Annotated in this window: 4 protein-coding genes; 1 reads left to right on the top strand and 3 read right to left on the bottom strand. The window is 46.1% G+C overall.

The window, feature by feature from the left end:
• Positions 1-128 precede the first annotated feature (128 nt).
• The 3 genes from metF to AB4589_RS10125 all read right to left on the bottom strand — a co-directional run bounded on the left by metF (position 129) and on the right by AB4589_RS10125 (position 4,963).
• Positions 129-1,028 (bottom strand): methylenetetrahydrofolate reductase, encoded by a 900-nt coding sequence (gene metF / locus AB4589_RS10135; RefSeq protein WP_009848888.1) that lies wholly within the window; start codon positions 1,026-1,028, stop codon positions 129-131.
• 339 nt (positions 1,029-1,367) lie between these two features.
• Entirely contained in the window at positions 1,368-3,779 is a 2,412-nt protein-coding gene (locus AB4589_RS10130) for a bifunctional aspartate kinase/homoserine dehydrogenase II (RefSeq protein WP_371709585.1), read from the bottom strand.
• Between the two features lie 2 nt (positions 3,780-3,781).
• A complete protein-coding gene (locus tag AB4589_RS10125; RefSeq protein WP_102250568.1) occupies positions 3,782-4,963 on the bottom strand; it encodes an O-succinylhomoserine (thiol)-lyase in 1,182 nt (393 codons plus the stop codon).
• A gap of 208 nt (positions 4,964-5,171) precedes the next feature.
• On the opposite strand from AB4589_RS10125, the gene metJ reads away from it, so the two are divergent.
• Positions 5,172-5,492: a met regulon transcriptional regulator MetJ gene (metJ, locus tag AB4589_RS10120; protein WP_004729686.1), complete on the top strand. Its 321-nt coding sequence runs from the start codon at positions 5,172-5,174 to the stop codon at positions 5,490-5,492.
• Positions 5,493-5,634: the final 142 nt, after the last annotated feature.

Below are 5,634 nucleotides of genomic sequence, written 5' to 3'. Positions count from 1 at the left end.
AGAAACTAGAAACTAGAAAAGTAAAAGGCTTGAACTCTTAGAGTCCAAGCCTTTTTTGTATCTATAGGATTTGAAATGTTACTGCCAGAAGCTTTTATAAGCGCTTAGGCTTTACTTCTAGACTTTGCTTAAAGCGCAGCAACCTGTGGGCGAACACCTAGCGTATGGCAAAGTGCATAAGTCATTTCTGCACGGTTTAGCGTGTAAAAGTGGAAATCTTTCACACCTTCACGGCTTAGCGTACGAACCATATCGATCGCTTGGCTAGCACCGACTAACTGACGAGTTGTTGGATCATCATCCAAGCCTTCGAACTGCTTCGCCATCCAACCTGGTACTTTTACGTTATTCATCGCAGCAAAACGAGACGCTTGCTTGAAGTTAGAAACCGGCAAGATACCCGGTACAATCTCTACGTCAACGCCAGCCGCCACACAACGGTCACGAAAACGTAAGTAGCTTTCGACATCGAAGAAGAACTGAGTGATTGCACGGTTTGCACCCGCATCCACTTTACGCTTTAGGTTAATAAGATCAGATTGAGCGCTTTTTGCTTCAGGGTGAACCTCAGGGAATGCCGCTACTGATATATCAAAGTCGTGACGAGATTTAAGCAGCTCGACTAAATCAGACGCATACATATCTGGCGCACCACCGCCTGCTGGAATATCACCGCGCAACGCAACAATACTTTCAATGCCATTTGCCCAGTAATCGTCGGCAATTTGAATCAGCTCTTCGCGGCTAGCATCAATACACGTTAAGTGTGGTGCAGCAACTAAGCCTGTTTGGTTCTTAATTTCTTTAATGATTGAGTGGGTACGATCACGCTCACCCGAGTTTGCACCATAGGTTACTGATACAAATTTAGGTTGAAGTGTTTTAAGACGGTGAACAGAATTCCACAGGGTCTCTTCCATCTTCTCACTGCTTGGTGGGAAAAATTCAAATGACACATTGATGTTGTCAGAAAGCTCTGCAATATTCTGATTTAAAGCGTCGATATGACTTGCGTGTGTGTATCCCATCTTACTCTCCCTGTGGCAAAAGCAACCACTAAATAATCTCAAATCCCTAGCGACGTTTAGACGTCTATATGTCTCCAGAATGAATTGAATACGATTTAATGTCAACAGATCCATTATGAATTTTTTTCAAGTAGATAGTGAGAAAAGCTCAAGCCGATAGGTGGGTCGCAAAGAAGAAATAATGTAGAAAAAAGGCTGAAAACACATCGTGCTTTCAGCCTTATTTATCTTAGTGGATAGTATGCTATTTACGCATTTAAACAATTAATCTGAGTATTAAAGCAATTGATCTGACTATTAAGCCAATCGCTCTAAGTATTAAACCAACCGCTCTAAGTATTAAAACAGGCTAGACATTCTGTTTAAATCAGACTGAATTGCACCAGCTGTCACTTCACGACCAGCACCTGGGCCACGAATAACCAATGGATTATCTTTGTACCATTTGCTCTCAATCGCAAAGATGTTGTCGCAAGGCAGTAAGTTCGCCAGAGCGTGTTCTTTAGATAACGCTTCAACGCCTACCGTTGCCTTACCATTCTTCTCTAAACGCGCTACGTAACGAAGAACCTTCTGTTGAGACTGCGCTTTCTCTAAACGCTCGGCCAACTCTTCACTCAGTACAGAAGCTTTATCAAAGAAGTCATCCACTGACAGATCTTGTAATTCTTCAGGTACCAATGATTCTACTTTGACGTTTTCAGGCTCAATATCTAACCCCGATTCACGAGCCAGAATCACCAACTTACGCATCACGTCTGAGCCATCCAGATCAGCACGAGGATCCGGTTCCGTCAGGCCTTGTTGCCACGCTAAGTCAACCAGCTCGCTGAATGGCACCGTGCCATCAAACTGTTGAAACAACCAAGACAAAGTGCCAGAGAAAATACCAGACAGAGCAATGATATCGTCCCCGCTCTCACGCAGGTCTCGCACAGTGTGGTTGATAGGTAAACCAGCACCCACTGTCGCGTTGTACAACCAATGACGGCTGATCTTAGCGAAAGCATCTTGTACTTGATGGTAATACTCGCTTGATGCAGAGCCAGCCACCTTGTTAGCCGAGATCAGGTGGATACCTTGTTGTGCAATTTTCAGGTACTTTGCAGCAAGCACAGGGCTTGCAGTTACATCGAGTACTACAGCTTCATCGTACCCCTGAATAGAACCCAAACGCTCTAACCAGTCGTTACCATTGTTGGCAATCGCTTCATCATCAAAGCGCTTGCTCACAGAAGTCGCATCAATGCCATGATCGTCGAACCAATAAGTTTGGCTATCAACAACCGCAACCAATTCAAAGTTCATCCCACGGCGCTTTTCAAGTTCCGCTTTTTGCTCAGCAAACAAGCTTAACCAACTTGAACCAATGTTGCCCTTACCACACAAGGCAATCGCAACACGCTTTTGTGCTTGGAACAGTTGAGAGTGAATGCCTTTCACTAGACTTGATGTTTCACTCTTACGAATCACAGCCACCAAGCTTAAGCCAGAGTTCGCTTCTGAAATGAACTCAACCGGCGAGCTCTTAAGCTGCTGGTAGAAACCGTAGCAATGGTTCGGGTTCTTAGTCACACCAGCACCCACTGCTGCAATCAGAGAGAAGCCTTCTTTAAGCTTAATTTCCGCTTCAATCGCGTGGTCTTGTAGATATTCCAACGCACCACCAGCAATCTCTTCCGTGTAGGCAAGGCGCAAGCAGTGCTGATCCGGTTCAAGCTCATAAGCAAGCGGCTCAAGTTGAGCTCGCTTAAGGCCTTCAAGGACTTCACTTTCTAAGCGGTCAAAATCATGGCCATGACCAAAGGTCAGCTGAACGATCAGAACTTCATCCAAAGAGGTAATAATTTTTGCGCCGCGACCCGATGCCAGTACACGCTCAATTTGTGTAGAGCCCGCCTCCGGCTGGTAGCTGCAGCGCAAGCTGAGATCCATAGCACTTTGAGCCACAGGCTGTAGTGTTCGGCTATGGAGCACTGGAGCCGCCAGACGAGCGAGTTCACTCGCTTCATCAAGGCGAAGCAGAGGCAACAAACACGCATCCGAAACCAAACGAGGGTCAGCGCTGTAAACGCCCGCCACGTCACTCCAAATCGTCACACGTTCAACTTCAGCCAAAGCACCAATCACGGTTGCTGAGTAATCTGAACCGTTACGACCAAGCAGTACTGTTTCACCTTCGCAGTTCTGAGCCATAAAGCCCGTAATCACCACTCGGCAATGCGTATGCTGAGCCAAAACTTCTTTAATCAGAGGATAAGAACGCGCGCGATCCACTTCGGGTTGAGCACCCGCTTCTGCACGTAAAAAGGCACGCGCATCTTGAGCAACTGCTTGTAAGTCATGTTGGCACAACAGAGCGGCTAACAAACGTGAAGACCAAACCTCACCGAGTCCTAACACCTGTGCTTTTTGCGATTCGCTTAGAGGAGCAGTTAGCTCACCTAAAGCAGTAAATTCTTGTTGAATAGTGGCCGTTAGCTGAGCCGCAGACTCACCTTCAAGCAGCGCTTCAATCAGCTCAAGCTGGAACTGACGAAGGGTTTGTAGACATTCATGCGCAATACGACCATCTTTGTCGAGCGCTTCAACAAACTCAATCAAGCGGTTAGTTGTTTTACCCGCAGCCGATACCACGACCAAGTCAGTAGCTGACGAGTATTCTCTAAGAATATTGACCACGCGTTGGTAACACTCAGGGTTCGCTAAACTGCTGCCACCAAATTTATGTAGCTGGCGAAAGGTTGTCATTATTAAACCTCCCCTTCTGCGATAAAGCCTTGTGTTTTTTCAAACGCTTGCTTGAGATCATCAATCAAGTCTTCTGCATCTTCAAGGCCAACAGAAAGGCGCAGTAATTGTTGAGAAACACCCGCTTCTGCTAAGGCTTCTTCGCCCATAGCACGGTGAGTCATCGACGCTGGGTGACAAATCAGGCTTTCAACACCGCCCAATGATTCAGCCAAAGAAAATAGCTCTAATTTATCCACAAAATATTTAAGTGCTTCAAAAGATCCCGAAAATTCAAAGCTCAGCATGGAACCAAAGCCCAACTGCTGTTTCTTCGCGATCTCGTGACCCGGATGTTCAGGAAGGCTTGGGTGGTAAATCGTACCCACCAGATCTTGTTGTTGCAGAGCCGTCAGAATTTCACGTGAGCTCTCTTCGTGAACGCGCATACGTGCACCTAGCGTACGAATACCACGTAGCGTCATGTAGCTATCAAATGGTGTGCCGGTTGCACCAATACAGTTACCCCACCATGCTAGCTCTTCAGCGTGCTCTTCAGTTTTAGTGACCACAACGCCGCCAATAACATCTGAATGTCCGTTGATGTATTTAGTGGTTGAGTGGATAACAAAATCCGCACCCAGCTCTAAAGGCTTTTGGAACACAGGCGTCAAAAACGTGTTGTCGACAGCAACCAGAGCACCTACTTCTTTCGCTTTACGGCAAGTTTCTGCAATATCAACCACACGAACCAATGGATTCGATGGCGTTTCGATTAAGATTAACTTTGGCTTAAGCGCGATCGCCGCATCCAGTGCAGCTTGATCCGATTGATCAACAAACAGAACTTTGAAGTCACCTTTGAGTGAGCGTGTGTTAAACAGACGGTAAGTACCGCCATAGCAGTCGTGCGGTGCAATAATAAGATCATCGCCACCTAAGAAAGCGGATACCCATAAGTTAAGTGCCGACGTACCGCAGTTAGTGACAACCGCGCCTTTGCCTGATTCAAGCTCAAACAGTGCCGTTTCTAATAGACCGCGGTTTGGGTTACCAGAACGGGTATAATCATACTTTGGCACTTCACCAAAAGCGGGAAACCCATAGTTAGTCGAAAGATAAATAGGTGGGACAACGGCATGGTGTTGCGTGTCTGACTCGATGCCAGTACGTACTGCGATGGTTGCTGGCTTCCGGCTGCTCATAGGTGCTTCCTTACAAGTTTTGCGTCTGAGAATCACAGCTGCTTGTCGGCATTTTGTGGCTGTGTTAGATATATGTTACTCACTTTACTTTCATAAACGTGAGACGTCAACACTTCTGGACGTCTATATGCCTTTACTTATGGCAGTAAATCCCGCTAAAATCAGCACTATTAATTTATTCTAACAACTAAAGTAATGAAGGTACGCAATGGCCGACTGGAATGGTGAATACATAAGCCCATATGCTGAGCATGGAAAGAAAAGCGAACAAGTAAAGAAAATTACAGTTTCTATCCCTCTAAAAGTGTTAAAGGTTCTTACTGACGAGCGCACTCGCCGCCAGATCAATAACCTACGCCATGCAACAAACAGTGAGCTACTGTGCGAAGCCTTTCTACATGCGTACACAGGCCAACCACTGCCAACGGATGAAGACCTTCGTAAAGATCGTCCAGACGACATCCCGACTGAAGTCAAAAAACTGATGACAGAGATGGGCATCGAGTTCGAAGCGTTTGACGAAGAATAAAAACAACTCAGTCACCGCCTTCATTATTGATTCGCTATAGCTGAACCCTATTTGTCACATCACCCACTACGTTATCTGTAGCTGCGCTGTAAATGATAGACATAAAAAAACCGACTCCTATGAGTCTAATGCCGATCAGTTA

This window comes from Vibrio sp. 10N.222.49.A3 (assembly GCF_041475145.1).
Lineage (GTDB): Bacteria > Pseudomonadota > Gammaproteobacteria > Enterobacterales > Vibrionaceae > Vibrio > Vibrio tasmaniensis_A.
This window is presented reverse-complemented; position numbering and strand designations above follow the sequence as displayed.